We start from the raw sequence: 15,413 nt of genomic DNA, 5'->3' as shown, positions 1-15,413 counted from the left end.
GCGGTTACTCCTCGACGCTCATGTATTCCTTGGCCCAGCGGATGTAGTCCTCCGGCTGGGTATAGGTGTGCGAGAGCTCGGTAGCGCTGAGATTTTCCGACTTGTTCTGCTGGCCACGCTGCAGGCGCAGGCAATCGTAGGTGGCCTTGATCGCAGCAAAGTAGGCAGCATGACCATCAACCACGATGCGCACGCCCAAGCGCGCCAGACGCTCGTCATCGCCCAGGTTCGGGTTGCCGTAAGTCACCAGCATCAACGGCACGTTGAGGTGCTCGGAGATCTGCTCTAGGTGGTCGAAGTCCTTGACCCCGACCATGCAGATCGCGTCGGCACCGGCCTTTTGGTAGCTCTGGGTACGGACGATGATCTCTTCGGTGCTGAGGACGCCGGCGTTGGTCCGCGCGATGATCGACAGCGACGAATCGACCCGGGCTTCGAGGGCTGCGCGGATCTTGCCGACGCCCTCGTCGACCGAGATCAGGTCGGTCGACTTGCGCCCGAACTGAGCTGGCAGCAGCGTATCTTCAATGGTCAGTGCCGCCACGCCGGCGCGCTCGAGTTCGATCACGGTGCGCATGACGTTGAGCGCATTGCCATAACCATGGTCGGCGTCGGCCATGACCGGCAGTTGCGCAACGCGGCCGATGCGGGTGGCTTGTTCGACGAACTCGCTCAGGGTGATCAAGGCAAAGTCAGGCGCAGCCAGCACCTGCAGGGAGGCGACCGAACCACCGAGAATACCCACCTCAAAGCCCAGGTCTGCCGCGATGCGCGCCGACATGGGGTCAAACACGGAAGCTGTGTGGAAGCACGAACCGGAAGCGAGCAGCTCGCGGAAGGCAAAACGTAAATCCTGGTGGGAAGCCCTGGGCATGATCACTCCGCAATAAACTTGTAATTGAACTGGCTGAAAACCGACCCTTGAATGTGGGGTCTACCTGACCCGTTCCAACCGTCGCCATCTGGGCGGTCATGCTCGACATGCAGGCAGAGGAATAAAAGGCGTGGGCTACAGCGGCGCGGGATACTGCGACTTTTTGCTGCACCATGCTGGTGCAAAGCCCCGGAATCAGCCACTGCGGCTCCGCCACGATATCACGCAGCCACTTCGCTTCGGTTGAAAGCGCGTATGCCGATCGTGCATAGGTGATGCACATACTGGATAGGAAGCTACCTAAGTCAGGTTACACTTGGGTTGCGCCTGATGGCCCTGACCTGGACATTTTCATACAAGGTATGACCGTGACTGCCGCACTCCCTCCTGCTGCCCTGCGCCGCGTGCTGACCGCCCTGATGCTGGCGATCTTTCTGGGTGCCCTCGACCAGACCATCGTTGCCGTGTCGCTGCCCGCGATCTCGGCGCAGTTCAATGAAGTCGAACTGCTGGCCTGGGTGATCGCCGGCTATATGGTTGCGATGACGGTTGCGGTACCGATCTACGGCAAGCTGGGTGACCTGTACGGGCGCCGAAGGATGATTCTCACCGGCACCGCACTGTTCACCCTGGCCTCGGTGTTCTGTGCGCTCGCGCAGAATATCGAGCAGTTGATCCTGGCCAGGGTGCTGCAGGGCATCGGTGCCGGCGGCATGGTCTCGGTAAGCCAGGCGATCATTGGTGATTACGTGGCACCGCGCGATCGCGGCAAGTATCAGGGTTATTTCAGCAGCATGTACGCCCTGGCCAGCGTGGCCGGGCCGGTCCTGGGCGGCGGCTTGACCGCCTACTTGTCGTGGCACTGGGTGTTCTGGATCAATCTGCCGCTGGGGCTGCTGGCATTGTGGGTCATCGGCCGAGCGCTGAACGGCATGCCAAGCCGCCATCGTGCGGCCAAGGTGGACTACCCAGGAGCGCTACTGTTGATCGTCGGCCTGGGCAGCCTGCTGCTGGGCATTACCCTGATCGGCCAAGGGCGTGCCTGGCTGTCAACGCCGGTAGTGGCTTTGTTCGGCTGCGCCGGCCTGGGTCTACTGCTGTTCATTGTTCAGGAACGCCGCTGCGCAGAGCCGCTGCTGCCTCTTAAGCTGTTCGGCAACCGCGTCGCGCTGGCCAGTTGGGGGGTGATCTTCTTTGCCAGCTTCCAGTCGATTTCGCTGACCATGCTGATGCCGCTGCGTTTTCAGAGCATCACCGGCGCCAGCGCCGACAGCGCTGCGCTACACCTCTTGCCGCTGGCTATCGGCCTGCCGCTGGGGGCATTTTGCGGCGGTCGACTGACCAGCCGCACCGGTCGCTACAAGCCGCAGATCCTCGCTGGCGCCGCGTTGATGCCTATGGCAATCCTGGTGATGGCACTGACTCCACCTGACTCAGCGCTGCTCAGCGCGCTGGCGATGATTCTGGTCGGCGTGGCTGGCGGCCTGCAGTTCCCGACATCGCTGGTGGCCAGCCAGAGCGCGGTACAAGCGCAGGATATCGGCGTGGTGACCAGCACGACCAACCTGTTCCGCTCGTTGGGCGGCGCGGTAGGTGTAGCGTGCATGTCCAGCGTGCTGCTGGCATTGCTGAATAGGGGTGGAATTGAGTTGCTGGGTAATCCGTTGCTGGCGAATGTCCAAACGGGAACGGCCGACCCGCTGCACCAGGCGCAGCTGCTGCAGACCTTCAGCTATCTGCTGATGGGCAGTGCCGCTGTTGCGCTGCTGGGCTTGATTGCCGCAGTGGCATTGCCCGACCGACAACTGCGCGGGCATTGAACCCGCGCCCGGCTGTTAATCGCCGGTTAATCCGTGCCTAACAAGCTCGCGCACAATCCTTCACAAAGTCTTATTTGCGCAAGGCCGGGCTCAGGCGCAGCATGTCCAGGCCAGTGTCGACCCAGCGCTCGGCATTGCCCAGCAGATCGAAACTGTCTGGCAGCAGCAACCAGCGGCCAATCAGGCCGTCGATGTAGGCAAAAATCGCTATCGCAGCATGGTCGACCAACAGGTCGGCGGGCAACTGTTCGCGCCGTACTGCATTGCCCAGCGCCAGCACGATGCTTTGATGGCAATCGGCAATGGCGCCCTGGCGCTGCTGGCGGATCTCACACATCTCATCGGTGAACTCGCACTTGTGATGCAGGATCTCATTGATACGCCGGGTTCGCGCGTCCAGCACCAGGTCGTTGAGCACCTGCAACAGCAGTGTGCGCATGCAGCCGAGTGGGTCGAGTTCATCCTCACTCTCGCTGGCACGCGCCAGGTGGTCGTGGCTCTCGTGGACACTGTCGAGCAGCGCCTGCACCAGCTCGGCCTTGTTGCTGAAATGCCAGTAGATCGCCCCGCGGGTGACCCCCGCCTGCTGCGCGATATCAGCCAACGTAGTGCGCGCAACACCGCGCTTGTAGAAAGCACGCTCCGCAGCCGCAACGATCTGGGCGCGGGTTTCCTGGGCTTCCTCTTTGGTTCGACGGACCATGGCAGCTCTACCTCATCAAGATCCCAGCGCATGATCTGCGCCTGGAAGGCCAGCGTGGAACACCTCTGGATGGGCGTTTCTCAACACAATTCTGGTCTGCGCTGTGGCAACAGACCGCTACAAATGACTATTTACAAACAACCATGAATGTAAGTATATTCGTTAGTAAGCTACTTATCCAGCTGAATGATTTATTCTGACAAGACTCTTCCATTACTCTTGAGCATCTCCCAGCTCTAGCGACCCGAGGATCCTCATGCAATTCAAGCCAGCTGTCACAGCCCTGGTTTCCGCCGTCGCCCTGGCAACCCTGCTCAGTGGCTGCAGCAAGAAAGAAGAAGCTGCGCCTGCACCGCAGACTCCTCAGGTCGGGGTGGTTACCCTGCAACCGCAAGCCTTTACCCTGACCTCGGAACTGCCGGGGCGCACTACCGCCTTCCGCGTTGCCGAAGTGCGGCCGCAGGTCAATGGCATCATCCTCAAGCGCCTGTTCAAAGAAGGCAGTGACGTCAAGGAAGGCCAACAGCTGTATCAGATCGATCCGTCTGTTTATGAAGCGACCCTGGCCAACGCCCAGGCCAACGTGCAAGCGACCCGCTCGCTGGCCGATCGCTACAAGCAGTTGATCGATGAACAGGCCGTATCCAGGCAGGAATACGACGACGCCAATGCCAAACGATTGCAGGCCGAGGCAACGCTCAAGAGTGCCCAGATCGACCTGCGCTACACCAAGGTGCTGGCGCCGATCAGCGGCCGTATCGGTCGTTCTGCGTTCACCGAAGGTGCACTGGTAAGCAACGGTCAGGCCGACGCCATGGCGACCATTCAGCAGCTCGATCCGGTCTACGTCGACGTTACCCAGTCGACCGCCGAGCTGCTCAAGCTGCGCCGTGAGCTGGCCAGCGGGCAACTGCAGAAATCCGGCGAGAACTCCGCTCAGGTCGAGCTGATCCTGGAAGATGGCAGCACCTTCGCGCAAAAAGGCCGCCTGGAGTTTTCCGAGGTGTCGGTCGACGAAACTACCGGTTCGGTGGTCCTGCGTGCCGTGTTCCCCAACCCCGACCATACCCTGCTGCCGGGCATGTTCGTCCACGCCCGCCTGCAGTCCGGGGTCGCCGCCAATGCCATCCTGGCACCGCAGCAAGGCGTCACCCGCGACCTGAAAGGCACGCCTACGGCGCTGGTCGTGAACAAGGACAACAAGGTCGAACTGCGTGAGCTCAAGGCCAGCCGCACCCTGGGCAGCGACTGGCTGATCGAGGAAGGCCTCAACCCGGGCGACCGTCTGATCACCGAAGGCCTGCAGTACGTTCGCCCTGGCGTCGAGGTCAAGGTCAGCGAAGCGACCAACGTCAAGTCTGCGGCTAACCCCAACCAGGCCAACGCGGCGAAAGCTGACGCCAAAGCGGAGTAAACCATGTCGAAGTTCTTTATCGATCGCCCGATCTTCGCATGGGTGATTGCCCTGGTGATCATGCTGGTCGGCGCCTTGTCGATCCTCAAGCTGCCGATCAACCAGTACCCGAGCATTGCCCCGCCCGCCATCGCGATTGCCGTGAGCTACCCGGGTGCCTCGGCGCAAACCGTGCAGGACACCGTGGTTCAGGTGATCGAGCAGCAGCTCAACGGTATCGACAACCTGCGCTACGTGCAGTCGGAGAGCAACTCCGACGGCAGCATGACCATTACCGCCACCTTCGAGCAGGGCACCAACGCTGATACCGCGCAGGTGCAGGTGCAGAACAAGCTCAACCTGGCCACCCCGCTGCTGCCGCAAGAAGTGCAGCAACAGGGTATCCGCGTAACCAAGGCAGTGAAAAACTTCCTGATGGTGATCGGCCTGGTGTCCGAAGACGGCAGCATGACCAAGGATGACCTGGCCAACTACATCGTCTCGAACATGCAGGACCCGGTTTCGCGCACCGCGGGTGTGGGTGACTTCCAGGTGTTCGGCGCCCAGTACGCCATGCGTATCTGGCTCGATCCGGCCAAGCTGAACAAGTTCCAGCTGACCCCGGTCGACGTGCGCACCGCAGTCACCGCGCAGAACGTGCAGGTTTCCAGCGGTCAGCTCGGCGGCCTGCCAGCACTGCCGGGCACTCAGCTCAACGCCACCATCATCGGCAAGACCCGCCTGCAGACTGCCGAGCAGTTCGAGAAAATCCTGCTCAAGGTCAACAAGGACGGCTCCCAGGTGCGCCTGGGCGATGTCGCCAAGGTCGGTCTGGGCGGCGAGAACTATTCGGTAAGCGCCCAGTTCAACGGCAAGCCGGCTTCGGGCCTGGCGGTCAAACTGGCCACCGGCGCCAACGCCCTGGATACCGCCAAGGCGCTGCGCAAGACCATCAGCGACCTCGAGCCGTTCTTCCCGCCTGGGATGAAAGCGGTGTTCCCGTATGACACCACGCCGGTGGTGACCGAGTCGATCAGCGGGGTTATCCATACCCTGATCGAAGCGGTCGTGCTGGTGTTCCTGGTGATGTACCTGTTCCTGCAGAACTTCCGCGCCACGGTGATCACCACCATGACGGTGCCGGTGGTACTGCTGGGCACCTTCGGCATCCTTGCCGCAGCCGGCTTCAGCATCAACACCCTGACCATGTTCGCCATGGTTCTGGCCATCGGCTTGCTGGTGGACGACGCCATCGTGGTGGTAGAGAACGTCGAGCGGGTGATGTCCGAAGAGGGGCTACCGCCCAAAGAGGCGACCAAACGTTCGATGGAGCAGATCCAGGGTGCGCTGGTCGGTATTGCCTTGGTGCTCTCGGCAGTACTGCTGCCAATGGCCTTCTTCGGCGGCTCGACCGGGGTGATCTACCGGCAGTTCTCGATCACCATCGTCTCGGCCATGGGCCTGTCGGTACTGGTCGCGTTGATCTTCACCCCCGCCCTGTGCGCCACCATGCTCAAGCCGGTGAAAAAGGGCGAACACCATGTCGCCAAACGTGGCTTCTTCGGCTGGTTCAACCGCAACTTCGACCGCAGCGTTCAAGGCTACGAGCGTAGCGTTGGCACCATCCTGCGCAACAAGGCGCCGTTCCTGCTGGCCTATGCGCTGATCATCGTCGGCATGATCTACCTGTTCATGCGCATCCCGACGGCGTTCCTGCCTGAAGAAGACCAGGGCGTGTTGTTTGCTCAGGTGCAGACTCCGGCCGGTTCCAGCGCCGAGCGCACCCAGGCCGTCGTCGACCAGATGCGTGAGTACCTGCTCAAGGACGAGGCCGATACCGTGTCGTCGGTGTTCACCGTTACCGGCTTCAACTTCGCCGGCCGCGGGCAGAGCTCGGGCATGGCCTTCATCATGCTCAAACCATGGGGTGAGCGTACGGCTGAAAACAGTGTGTTCGGCCTAGCTGGTCGGGCTCAGCAGCACTTCTTCACCTTCCGCGATGCAATGGTGTTTGCCTTTGCTCCACCTGCAGTACTGGAGCTGGGTAACGCCACCGGCTTTGACGTGTTCCTGCAAGACCGTGCCGGTCTCGGTCACGAGAAGTTGATGGACGCGCGCAACCAGTTCCTGGCCAAGGCGTCGCAGAGCAAGATCCTCACCCAGGTACGCCCTAACGGCCTGAACGATGAGCCGCAGTATCAGCTGATTGTCGACGACGAGCGCGCCAGCGCACTGGGCGTGACCATCTCTGATATCAACAGCACCTTGTCGATCGCTCTGGGCGGCAGCTACGTCAACGACTTCATCGACCGCGGTCGGGTCAAGAAGGTCTATATCCAGGGCGACGCCAGTGCGCGGATGAATCCTGAAGACCTGAAGAAGTGGTACGTGCGCAACAGCCAGGGCGAGATGGTGCCGTTCTCTTCCTTCGCCACGGGTGAGTGGTCGTTCGGTTCGCCAAAACTGTCGCGCTACAACGGTGTAGAAGCGGTCGAGATCCTTGGCGCGCCAGCACCTGGCTACAGTACCGGTGACGCCATGGCCGAAGTCGAGCGTATTGCCGGCGAGCTGCCAACCGGGATCGGTTACTCGTGGACGGGTACCTCCTACGAGGAGAAACTCTCCGGTTCGCAGATGCCAGCGCTGTTCGCCCTGTCGCTGCTGTTCGTGTTCCTCTGCCTGGCAGCGTTGTACGAAAGCTGGTCGATCCCGATCGCGGTCGTGCTGGTAGTACCGCTGGGTATCATTGGTGCACTGGTTGCCACCAGCCTGCGCGGGTTGTCCAACGATGTGTACTTCCTGGTCGGCCTGTTGACCACCATCGGCCTGGCGGCGAAGAACGCGATCCTCATCGTCGAATTCGCCAAAGAGCTGCATGAACAAGGCAAGAGCCTGTACGACGCGACCATCGAAGCGTGCCGCATGCGTCTGCGCCCGATCATCATGACCTCGCTGGCGTTCATCCTCGGCGTGGTACCGTTGACCATCGCCAGCGGCGCAGGCTCGGGTAGCCAGCACGCCATTGGTACCGGTGTGATCGGCGGCATGATCAGTGCGACCGTGCTGGCCATCTTCTGGGTACCGTTGTTCTTCGTCGCAGTGTCGTCGCTGTTCGGCAGCAAAAAGCCGGAAGCCGATGCCACCCCTGAAACTCCACGTATCGAGGCTGGGCAATGACCAAGTCTTTGCTGTCCCTGGCGGTCACCGCGCTGATTCTCAGCGGCTGCTCGCTGATTCCTGATTATGAAACCCCGGAAGCACCGGTGGCAGCGCAGTGGCCGCAAGGCCCTGCCTACTCGCCGACCGAATCGGCAGAAGTGGCGGCGGCCGAGCAAGGCTGGCGCCAGTTCTACACCGATCCGGCGCTGCAACAGCTGATCCAGACCTCGCTGGTGAACAACCGTGACTTGCGTGTGGCGGCGTTGAATATCGACGCCTACCGCGCCCAGTACCGCATCCAGCGGGCTGACCTGTTCCCGGCAGTTTCGGCAACCGGCAGCGGCAGCCGTCAGCGCGTCCCTGCCGACATGTCGCAAACCGGCCAGGCCGGCATCACCAGCCAGTACTCGGCCACCGTCGGCGTCAGCGCCTACGAGCTGGACCTGTTTGGCCGCGTGCGCAGCCTGAGCGAGCAGGCGTTGGAGACTTACCTCTCCAGCGAGCAGGCGCGGCGCTCGACGCAGATCGCGCTGGTCGCCAGCGTGGCCAATGCCTACTACACCTGGCAGGCCGACCAGGCGCTGCTGAAGCTGACCGAAGAAACCCTCAAGACCTACGACCAGAGCTTCAATCTGACCCGTCGCAGCAATGAGGTTGGCGTGGCTTCGGCGCTCGATCTGAGCCAGGCACGCACTGCTGTAGAAGGCGCCCGAGTCAAGCTTGCACAGTACCAAAGGCTGGTCGCCCAGGACCTCAACAGCCTGACCGTGCTGCTCGGTACCGGCATCCCGGCCAACCTGCCGACACCGCTCAAGCTCGACGCCGACCAGTTGGCCGAAGTGCCAGCGGGCCTGCCGTCCGACCTGCTCCAGCGCCGGCCGGACATCCAGGAAGCCGAGCATCTGCTCAAGGCGGCCAACGCCAATATCGGCGCCGCCCGCGCAGCGTTCTTCCCCAGCATCAGCCTGACCGCCAATGCTGGCACCCTCAGCCCGGACATGAGCGGGCTGTTCAGCGGTGGTTCGGGTACCTGGCTGTTCCAGCCGCAGATCAACCTGCCGATCTTCAACGCCGGCAGCCTGCGCGCCAGCCTGGATTACTCGAAAATCCAGAAGGACATCAACATCGCGCGTTACGAAAAGACCATCCAGACCGCCTTCCAGGAAGTCTCCGATGGCCTGGCCGCACGCAAGACCTTTGAAGAGCAGTTGCAGGCGCAGCGCGATCTGGTTGCAGCCAACCAGGATTACTACCGCCTGGCCGAACGCCGCTACCGCATCGGGATCGACAGCAACCTGACCTTCCTCGATGCCCAGCGCAACCTGTTCAGCGCCCAGCAGGCGTTGATCAGCGATCGGCTGTCGCAGCTGACAAGCGAGGTCAACCTGTACAAGGCACTAGGGGGCGGCTGGTACGAGCGCACCGGCGAAGCCAACCAGCAGGCGTCGCTGCAATCGCCTAAAGGCTGATCCCCAAGGCACTGCAACAAGCCCACCCTCGCGGTGGGCTTTTTTGTGCGCGCGTACCACAGCGACGCGGTCCATGTAGGAGCGGCCTTGTGTCGCGAAAGGGGTGCGAAGCGCCCCCAAATTTTCAGCTCCGCCGCTGACATCGCCGGGCCAGCTCCGCTGGCCTTTCCGACCGGTCCGGCGCCCCGGCAAGGCCGCTCCTACAGGGACCGCGCGATATCCAAAAGAATTAACTAACTGGAACATTCCGTTCGATAACCGCCCAATACCGCGTGCGACGAATTGCCCCGCCCCTGACATGCGCCGCAACATCTTCCCCGTACCCGGACACGATGTATCCAAGCACCGGCTCAACCATAAAAACAAGAGATCTCCAACAGATGAGCACTTCGCACTCCGCACGCCAGCTGCTGCCCGGCCTGTTGGCCATGACCTGCGCCCTGCCCGCCTTCGCCGCCGAAAGCGGTTTTCTTGAAGACGCCAAGGCCAGCCTCAACCTGCGCAACTTCTACATCAACCGCAATTTCGTCGATCCTGCCAACCCGCAAGGCAAGGCCGAAGAGTGGACGCAGAGCTTCATCCTCGATGCCCGCTCAGGCTTCACCCAAGGCACGATCGGCTTCGGCGTCGACGTCCTCGGTCTGTATTCGGTCAAGCTCGACGGTGGCAAGGGCACCGGCAACACTGCCTTGCTGCCGATCCACGACGATGGTCGCCCGGCAGATGACTTCGGCCGCCTCGGCGTTGCCCTCAAGGCGCGTCTGTCGCAAACCGAGCTGAAAGTCGGCGAGTGGATGCCGGTACTGCCGATTCTGCGTTCCGACGATGGCCGCTCACTGCCGCAAACCTTCCGCGGTGGCCAGATCACCTCCAAGGAAATCGACGGCCTGACCCTATACGGCGGCCAGTTCCGCGGCAACAGCCCGCGTAACGACGCCAGCATGGAAGACATGTCGCTGAACGGCCGCGGGGCGTTTGTCTCCGACCGCTTCAACTTCGCTGGCGGTGAGTACACCTTCAACGACAAACGCACGATGATCGGCCTGTGGGATGCCCAGCTCAAAGACATCTACCGCCAGCAATACTTGAACCTGAGCCACAGCCAGCCCATCGGCGAATGGACCCTGGGGGCCAACCTGGGTTACTTCATCGGCAAGGAAGATGGCGCCGAACGTGCCGGCGAACTGGACAACCGCACCGCCTCGGCCATGCTTTCGGCGCGTTACAAAGGCAACACCTTCTACGTCGGCCTGCAGAAGGTCAGCGGTGATGATGGCTGGATGCGGATCAACGGCACCAGTGGCGGCACCTTGGCCAACGACAGCTACAACTCAAGCTTCGACCAGGCCAAGGAGCGCTCCTGGCAGGTGCGTCATGACTTCAACTTCACCAGCGTCGGGGTGCCTGGCCTGACCTTGATGAACCGCTATATCAAAGGCGACAACGTACACACCGCCACCGTCGATGACGGCAAGGAATGGGCCCGTGAAAGCGAGCTGGCCTATGTGGTGCAGTCGGGTACGTTCAAGGACCTGACCATGAAATGGCGCAACTCGACCATGCGCCGCGACTACAGCACCAATACCTTTGACGAAAACCGGGTAATCGTCAGCTATCCATTCAACCTGCTGTAAGCCGCTAGCGGTCTCTGCGTGATCACCAATATCGCGCAGAGGCCGCAGCGCTTATCCATAGAACACAAAGATCTATATACCACCATCAACCATCATTGACGGAATATGTAACAAAAGCTAAAAAGATCCATCCCGCCCGCCGCAGAGCTCGACATGGATCTTCGCCAACTGCGCTACTTCATTGCCCTCAGCGAATACCGCAGTTTCGTTCGTGCCGCTGAAGCCATGGGCATTACCCAACCTGCATTCAGCCGAGCCATTCAAGGCCTTGAGCAAACCCTCGGCTGCCCGTTGGTCGACCGCGCCAGCAAGGCGCTGCAGCCAACACCGGAAGGCCTGGTGGTACTGCAGCATGCCCGAAGGCTGGTCCAGGGCGCTGCCCAACTGAGCATCGATGTCTCACAGATGACCAAGCTCGACGCGGGGGAGCTGCAGTTTGGCTGTGGCCCAGCATTGGCCGTGCAGTTGGTGCCCGACGCCTTGCAGCAGTTCATCAAGCTGCATCCCGGGATCCGCACTGCGCTGCAGGTCGACAATGGCGAACGCCTGGGTCAGGCCCTGCGCCGCGAGCAGATCGAGTTCTTTATCGATGATGTGCGCCCATTCGAGGCCGATCCGTACTTTCATACAGAGCCACTCAAGCCACGCCCGGGGCTATTCTTCTGCCGCGCCGGCCACCCGTTGCTGAGCAAAGACAGCTTGTCTACCAACGACCTTTTCGCCTACCCGCTGGCCAGCGCCTTGTTCGCCCCTGGCGTGCGCAAGCGCCTGGCCAACCTCAGCGGGCGCAGTGACTTCAGCGCACACCTGCAGACCGAACACCTGCCGGTGCTGCGCAGCGTGGTGCTGGGCAGCGACGCGATAGGCGCGGCCAGCGAGGAAGCAGTGGCCGAAGACCTCAGCGCAGGGCGCCTGGTGCGGCTGCACTGGCGCAACCTGCCACCGGGTCTGGAGGTGCTCAGCGTGCGTTGCGGTATCGTCAGCCGCAGTGGCTACCGGCTGACTGCTGCGGCCAGGGCGATGATCGATACGCTGATCAGGCTGGATCAGCCAGAGCTGCCTGCCCAGCGGGCACCTAATGCCGGTCTGCGCGCCACTCATTCGCCGCACTGATAGCAGCGCATCACCCATACTCGGTTCCGGCGTTCCGGTTCAGGGGCTATGCTGGCATTCACTGATTGACCATCAGCCAGGCGCCGCCACGGAGCGATAACAATGAAAAGCCTCGTCGAACACCTCAGCCAGTACGCCAACTACCATCGCGACCCACGCAACATCGCTACCCATTTCGTCGGTATCCCGCTGATCGTGCTGGCGGTGACCGTGCTGCTGTCGCGGCCGGGTTGGGAGCTGGCGGGTTTGTGGTTGTCACCAGCCCTGCTGGCAGCGGCGGCGTCGGTGTGGTTCTACCTGCGCCTGGACCTGCGCTTCGGCCTGGTAATGGGGCTGCTGCTGGGCTTGTGCCTGTGGCTCGGCCAGGCGCTGGCGGTGCAGAGCACCGGCGTGTGGCTGAGCGCAGGGCTGGGCACGTTCGTGCTGGGCTGGATCATCCAGTTCGTCGGGCATTACTACGAGGGGCGCAAGCCGGCGTTTGTCGATGATCTCACTGGCTTGATCATCGGGCCGTTGTTCGTGGTAGCGGAAGCGGCGTTCATGCTCGGGCTGTGCCCGCAATTGAAACAGGCCGTGGAGGCGAATGCCGGGCCAGTCGCCATCCGCCAGAAAAAGGCGGCGGCGTAACAGCCGGTGCAGCTTGCCTCGGGTGAGGCAAGCCAGCTCAGGTGCTTACTGACGCGACTCGATGCCCAGCTCATCCCACACCGACTCGGCCAGGTGGAAGGTGGCATTGGCTGCCGGAATCCCGCAGTAGATCGCGCTCTGCATGAGTACTTCCTTGATCTCTTCACGGGTCACACCGTTGCTCGCAGCGGCACGCAGGTGCAGCTTGAGCTCGTCGGTGCGGTTCATGCCGATCAGCATGGCGATGGTGATCAGGCTGCGGGTGTGCCGTGGCAAGCCAGGACGTGTCCAGATATCACCCCAGGCGTGGCGGGTGATCATTTCCTGGAACTCGCCGTTGAAGTCGGTGAGTTTCTCCAGGCTGCGGTCCACATGGGCATCGCCAAGCACGGCGCGACGCACCTGCATGCCAGCGTCGTAACGTTGTTTTTCGTCCATGGTGCGCTCCTCAGCGGGCCAGCAGAAAGTCGAGTACGCGGGCCGTGAACGGCGCGCCGATTTCGACGTTGGAAAGGTGTGCAGCAGGGAATTCGACAAACTCCGCACCGGCGATGGCGTTCTGCATGAAGCGGCCGTGCTCAGGCGTGGTGACCACATCGGCAGTGCCAGCAACGATCAGGGTCGGCACCTTCACCGCGGTCAGCTGCTCACGGTAATCGGCATCGCGCACAGCGGCGCAGTTGGCGGCGTAGCCCTGCGGCGAGGTCTGCGCGAGCATCTCGGTGATGCGCTGCGCCTGCGCTGGCTGGGTCTGGGCGAAATCTGCGGTGAACCAGCGCGCGATCGACGCATCACGCAGGTCGAGCATGGCCTGACGGCCCTGCTTGAGGACCATTTCGATACGGGGATTCCACACTTCATCGCTGCCGATCTTGGCGGCGGTGTTGCACAGCGTCAGGCTGAGCAGACGCTCGCCGGCATTTATCCCCAGCCACTGGCCGATCAGCCCGCCCATCGACAGGCCGACAAAATGCGCCTGGCGGATGTCCAGCGCATCCAGCAGCGCCAGCACATCGGCGCCGAGTTGCTCGATGCGGTATGGGCCTTCTGTCACCAGCGAGCCACCGTGGCCGCGAGTGTCGTAACGCAGCACCCGGAAGTGCTCGCTCCAGGCCGGGATCTGCGTGTCCCACATGCCCAGGTCGGTGCCCAGCGAGTTGGACAGCACCAGCACCGGAGCGCCCTCGGGGCCATCGAGTTGGTAGTTCAGTACGCCATCAGCCAATTGCAAATGCGCCACAGCGGTCTCCTCAGGCAATGAATTGTTGGTGTTCAGCCACAGCACGCGCCACCCACACGCGGGCCTGGCCAAGGTAATGAGCGGGGTCGAGCAGGCGGTCGAGCTCTTCGCCGGACAACTCGGCGCTGATCTGCGCCTCGTCACCGAGCACGGCGCGCAAGTGGCGCTGTTCGGCTACTGCACGCTGGCAGCACTGCTCGAGCAGATGATGCGCGCGGTCCCGACCCAGGCGCTGCGCCAGCACAATGCTCACCGCCTCGGCCAGCACCAGGCCTTGAGTCAGGTCGAGGTTGCTGCGCATGCGCTCGGCATCAACCTGCATGCCGTCGGCAATCACCTGGGCCTGGTGCAAGGCGCCAGACACCAGGCAGCAGATATCCGGCAGCGTCTCCCATTCGGCATGCCACAAGCCGAGGCTGCGCTCGTGCTCTTGCGGCATGGCGGCAAACAGCGTGCTAAGCAGGCCCGGCACCCGCGTGGCCGCGCCGATCAGCACAGCCGCACCAACCGGATTGCGCTTGTGCGGCATGGTCGACGAGCCGCCTTTACCGGGCGCCGAGGGTTCGAACACTTCAGCGGCTTCGGTCTGCATCAGCAGGCTGATATCACGGCCAAACTTGCCCAGGCTGCCGGCCACCAGGCCCAGCACCGAGGCGAACTCGACCAGCCGATCACGCTGGGTATGCCAAGGCTGCTCAGGCAGGTTCAGCTTGAGCTGCTCGGCCAGCGCTTCTGCCACCGGCAGCGCTTTGCTGCCCAAAGCCGCGAGGCTGCCCGAGGCGCCGCCGAACTGCAGGCAGAGCAAGCGCGGACGCAGCTCCTTGAGCCGTTGCCGATGGCGGGTCAGCGCGCCGAGCACACCGGCCAGCTTCATGCCCAACGTGACCGGCGTCGCGTGCTGCAGCCAGGTTCGGCCAACCAGCGGCGTATCGGCATGCTGCAGCGCCTGGCGCGCGAGGCTGTCGGCCAGGCGGGCCAGATCGGCCTCGACCAGCGTCAATGCATCGCGCAGTTGCAGGACCAGGCCGGTGTCCATGGCGTCCTGGCTGGTGGCGCCAAGGTGCACATAGCGCTCGGCTTCGGGCACGCCGCTGGCGACCACTTTGCCCAATGCCTTGACCAGCGGTATCGCCGAATTACCCGCAGTGGCGATGGCATCGGCCAGCGCATGGGCATCATAACGCTCTGCCTTGCACGCCGCCTCGATCGCCGGCACAGCCGTGTGCGGCACCAGCCCGGCGCCAGCCTCGGCGCGCGCCAGGGCTGCTTCGAAGTCGAGCATGCCCTGCAGACGGCCACGGTCAGAGAAGACCTCGCGCATGGCCGGCGCGGTGAAGTAGGCGTCGAACAGCTGGTTGTCCGCTCGGTGGGTCATTGTCGA

General features: G+C 62.6%; 12 protein-coding genes. 7 read left to right on the top strand and 5 right to left on the bottom strand.

The genetic code is table 11. The features are described from left to right. Window positions 1–4 precede the first annotated feature (4 nt). Window positions 5–874 (bottom strand): isocitrate lyase/PEP mutase family protein, encoded by an 870-nt coding sequence (locus ACQZ2L_RS15930; RefSeq protein WP_430326914.1) that lies wholly within the window; start codon window positions 872–874, stop codon window positions 5–7. Between the two features lie 368 nt (window positions 875–1,242). On the opposite strand from ACQZ2L_RS15930, the gene ACQZ2L_RS15925 reads away from it, so the two are divergent. Beyond that, window positions 1,243–2,694, top strand: a complete 1,452-nt coding sequence (locus ACQZ2L_RS15925) for an MDR family MFS transporter (RefSeq protein WP_430326913.1) — start codon at window positions 1,243–1,245, stop codon at window positions 2,692–2,694. 70 nt (window positions 2,695–2,764) lie between these two features. On the opposite strand, the gene ACQZ2L_RS15920 is transcribed toward ACQZ2L_RS15925, so the two are convergent. After that, the gene (locus ACQZ2L_RS15920; RefSeq protein WP_430326912.1) at window positions 2,765–3,397 is read right to left on the bottom strand and encodes a TetR family transcriptional regulator; all 633 of its coding nucleotides are present in this window, start codon (window positions 3,395–3,397) and stop codon (window positions 2,765–2,767) included. A 256-nt stretch (window positions 3,398–3,653) separates the two neighbouring features. Between ACQZ2L_RS15920 and ACQZ2L_RS15915 the strand changes: the two genes are divergently transcribed. From ACQZ2L_RS15915 to ACQZ2L_RS15890, 6 genes are all read left to right on the top strand, one after another. Then, window positions 3,654–4,811: an efflux RND transporter periplasmic adaptor subunit gene (locus tag ACQZ2L_RS15915; protein WP_430326911.1), complete on the top strand. Its 1,158-nt coding sequence runs from the start codon at window positions 3,654–3,656 to the stop codon at window positions 4,809–4,811. A 3-nt stretch (window positions 4,812–4,814) separates the two neighbouring features. Further along, window positions 4,815–7,967, top strand: a complete 3,153-nt coding sequence (gene ttgB / locus ACQZ2L_RS15910; protein ID WP_430326910.1) for a multidrug efflux RND transporter permease subunit TtgB — start codon at window positions 4,815–4,817, stop codon at window positions 7,965–7,967. Then, window positions 7,964–9,418: an AdeC/AdeK/OprM family multidrug efflux complex outer membrane factor gene (locus ACQZ2L_RS15905; protein ID WP_430326909.1), complete on the top strand. Its 1,455-nt coding sequence runs from the start codon at window positions 7,964–7,966 to the stop codon at window positions 9,416–9,418. Before ttgB ends, ACQZ2L_RS15905 begins: the two co-directional genes overlap by 4 nt. A 380-nt stretch (window positions 9,419–9,798) precedes the next feature. Beyond that, complete coding sequence (locus tag ACQZ2L_RS15900) at window positions 9,799–11,052, top strand: OprD family porin (RefSeq protein WP_430326908.1); 1,254 nt, start codon at window positions 9,799–9,801, stop codon at window positions 11,050–11,052. A 153-nt stretch (window positions 11,053–11,205) separates the two neighbouring features. Then, window positions 11,206–12,165, top strand: a complete 960-nt coding sequence (locus ACQZ2L_RS15895) for a LysR family transcriptional regulator (protein ID WP_430326907.1) — start codon at window positions 11,206–11,208, stop codon at window positions 12,163–12,165. A gap of 102 nt (window positions 12,166–12,267) precedes the next feature. Next, the gene (locus ACQZ2L_RS15890) at window positions 12,268–12,792 is read left to right on the top strand and encodes a DUF962 domain-containing protein (protein ID WP_430326906.1); all 525 of its coding nucleotides are present in this window, start codon (window positions 12,268–12,270) and stop codon (window positions 12,790–12,792) included. A gap of 45 nt (window positions 12,793–12,837) precedes the next feature. Here the strand turns inward: ACQZ2L_RS15890 and pcaC are convergent, their stop codons facing one another. Genes pcaC through ACQZ2L_RS15875 form a run of 3 tightly spaced genes read right to left on the bottom strand, consistent with a single transcriptional unit; the run spans window position 12,838 to window position 15,407 of the window. Then, window positions 12,838–13,230 (bottom strand): 4-carboxymuconolactone decarboxylase, encoded by a 393-nt coding sequence (gene pcaC, locus ACQZ2L_RS15885; RefSeq protein WP_430326905.1) that lies wholly within the window; start codon window positions 13,228–13,230, stop codon window positions 12,838–12,840. 10 nt (window positions 13,231–13,240) lie between these two features. Continuing rightward, window positions 13,241–14,032, bottom strand: coding sequence for a 3-oxoadipate enol-lactonase (gene pcaD, locus ACQZ2L_RS15880; protein ID WP_430326904.1), 792 nt, complete (start codon window positions 14,030–14,032; stop codon window positions 13,241–13,243). Between the two features lie 10 nt (window positions 14,033–14,042). Next, on the bottom strand, window positions 14,043–15,407 hold the full coding sequence (locus ACQZ2L_RS15875) for a 3-carboxy-cis,cis-muconate cycloisomerase (RefSeq protein ID WP_430326903.1): 1,365 nt from the start codon (window positions 15,405–15,407) through the stop codon (window positions 14,043–14,045). Between the last annotated feature and the right edge of the window lie 6 nt (window positions 15,408–15,413).

Origin of the sequence: Pseudomonas shirazensis (genome assembly GCF_050496565.1) — a bacterium.
GTDB classification, from domain to species: domain Bacteria; phylum Pseudomonadota; class Gammaproteobacteria; order Pseudomonadales; family Pseudomonadaceae; genus Aquipseudomonas; species Aquipseudomonas shirazensis_A.
The sequence above is the reverse complement of the archived record's forward strand: the minus strand, read 5'-3'. Positions and strand labels throughout refer to the sequence as shown.